The 2,573-nt window shown below is 43.2% G+C and carries 1 protein-coding gene; it reads left to right on the top strand.

The window, feature by feature from the left end; translation table 11 throughout:
* Positions 1-228 precede the first annotated feature (228 nt).
* Positions 229-2,573 (top strand): hypothetical protein (locus B3M51_RS13385; RefSeq protein ID WP_292759882.1); only part of this gene is annotated, 2,345 nt, incomplete at its 3' end.

The raw sequence follows: 2,573 nt of genomic DNA, 5'->3' as shown, positions 1-2,573 counted from the left end.
ATGTCGATGACTGATCCGGTTTTCCAATGGCTGGCCTATGAGCTGGCAGCCATCTTTGCTGTTTTGTGTATCTGGATGTTGATCCGTGCACATCGCAAAAACAAACGCACCAAAGCTGCAGCGGCACGCACTGCCAAATTAATCAAAAATAACTACGAGCAACGTGCGGCTGCATTAGGCAGTCAACTGAGTGAGCGCTATGGTTTAAGCGGTGAAGCACTTGATTCAATGGTCGAGGAACTGGTGCTGCGGGAAAAAGAGATTTTTAAATCAATCGTTAATTTGTATTCTGAGCAAGACGAAAAAACACTTCATAACTTTCCAGACCAAATCACCTCGTTAACTGACGCAACTCTCAGCATTATGCAGGCTGATATTGAGCAGGAGCCTGTTGCTCCTGAGATAGAGGTTGTTGACGAAGAGCCGCTGGCGGAGGAATCTGCGGTTGATACTGAATTAACAGAAGAACCGTTAGAGCCAGAAGTTGAAACTGAAACGGAAGAGGAATCTGTAGCAGATTTAGATGGTGTATTTGATGACGAGAATGCAGACACCATTGTTGAACAAATGGAGCAGCTTGATGACGAAACAGCTGTTGTCGAAGAGCTAACCGATACAGATGAAAATTTTGATATTGAACTGGCAGATACCGAATCAGATGAAGTCGATGTCGATGATATTTTCGCTCAAAACCAGATTGTTGATGAGTCTCTTTCTAATGAATCAGATAATAATCCCGCTGATTCAATGGCAGATTTTGACTTGGCTGCGGATGAGCAGGCCAAAGAAGATGAACCAGAACTAGAACCAGAATTAGAACCGGCAAGCAGCTCGATGCGGATGGCTGATTTTCTGAAGACTGACTGGAATCCGGTAATTCCTGATGTTTACGGTAAAACATCACTTGAAACAGAAGTTGAAGAAAACCAGCCAGATATTGAAACCGAGACAGAAACAGAAACAGAAACAGAAACAGTCACTGCAGCGACTGAACCAAAAGGTATGAAGGCTCACCTGAATAAAGCATGGGCCAATCAGGTGCCTGATATCTATGGAAAATCCATAATTCCCGTAGCAGGTAATGAGCAAATAACTGACGATGTAGCAGCCTTTGAACATCAAGAACTGAAATTTCATGCTTTTGAAAGTGATGACTTAGCCCATCAAGGGTTAACTAAGGCAGTTCAGCCAGCCGACATTGAATTAGATATTGAACAAATTGATGAAGTGGAGTCAGACGCAAAAGATATGATTTCGACCACAGAAATCGATGATCTTATGCGTGCCACAGACATGCCGGTAGAAATTGATTCTAATGATGTTGAGCAGGAAAAAGCAGAGATTGAAAACGTTATTGCAAATGATGCAGAAACCAGCCTCCCTCAAGAAAATAAATTAGCAGAATCTGATATCGATGCCATTGAGTCACATGATGAGCCTGTTGAACAGAGTGAACTAGACAATCCTTTGGCGGAGATGGATGAGTCAGCTATATCGGATCTTCCCTCTGAAGAGACTACAGAAAATTTCGAACAAACAGATAGCGTTGAATCGGCGGAAAGTGATAATGCAGCTGACAAAACATTAGAAGAAACTCTGCAACAAAATGAACAAGGTTATCAATCTGTTACGGAACCAGATTTGTCTATGGATGAACAGGAGATGGTAGCCGAGCAGCCAGAGACCACTGATCAAAACCAACAGCCATTAGAAGAATCTTCAGAACGTAACACTGAGGCAGAAATAAATAGCTTTGCAGATGAGTCAGCTAAAACCGACTGGGATACAGACCTGCTTGTTGAGCAAGTTGACTCGGCTGTGATCGCTGAAGAACAACAGGAAGAAGCATCTGCCAGAAAGAAATTACTGGATATTCCCGAAGCGGATGAGCCGTTTGAGCAAACCGAATCAGAGGAAATCGCGGCACAGAATGCCGCTGAAGACCACAAGGATTTAGCGGCAACAGAAACAGAAAATATTGAAGAAACCTTATCAGTAGACGACTCAAATCCTCAAGATATTGGTCTCTCTGATGAGGATGAACCGGCTAACCAGGTTTCGTTGGAAAATGCTGATGGTGAACTTAAATCAACCGAACAAATCGCGCCAGAGGATGTGGTGGCAGAAAGATCGGTTGAGCAGCCCGAAGAATTAGTGTCTGCAGAAACAGAAAATGCAGAAGCCCCCCTATCCGTAGATGATGAATTAAGCTCGGTAAACAACGAATTTTATGAGCAGGAAGAACCTGTTAGCCAGAATTCAGATGTGCTTGCTGAAGCAGCTGAACCGATAGATCAAATTTCAACTAATGCGATGTTGGCAGATGAAATACCTGAAAAGTCCGAGGATATAGATACAGTAGATCTTAAAGATGCGGATGAAGGTTTGGTGACAGATAACTCAAGTCCCGAGATCATTGAGACCGCTGTTCAGAAAGAGCAAATTAACCAGATTTTGCTGGATAGTGCTGATGATGAGGTTGAATCATCTGAGCAAATCGTGTCAGAGGATGTAGTGGCAGAAAGTTCGTTCGAACAGCCCGAAGAATTAGTGTCTGCAGAAACAGAAAATGC

Source organism: Methylophaga sp. UBA2689, assembly GCA_002354555.1.
Taxonomy (GTDB): domain Bacteria; phylum Pseudomonadota; class Gammaproteobacteria; order Nitrosococcales; family Methylophagaceae; genus Methylophaga.
The sequence above is the reverse complement of the archived record's forward strand: the minus strand, read 5'-3'. Positions and strand labels throughout refer to the sequence as shown.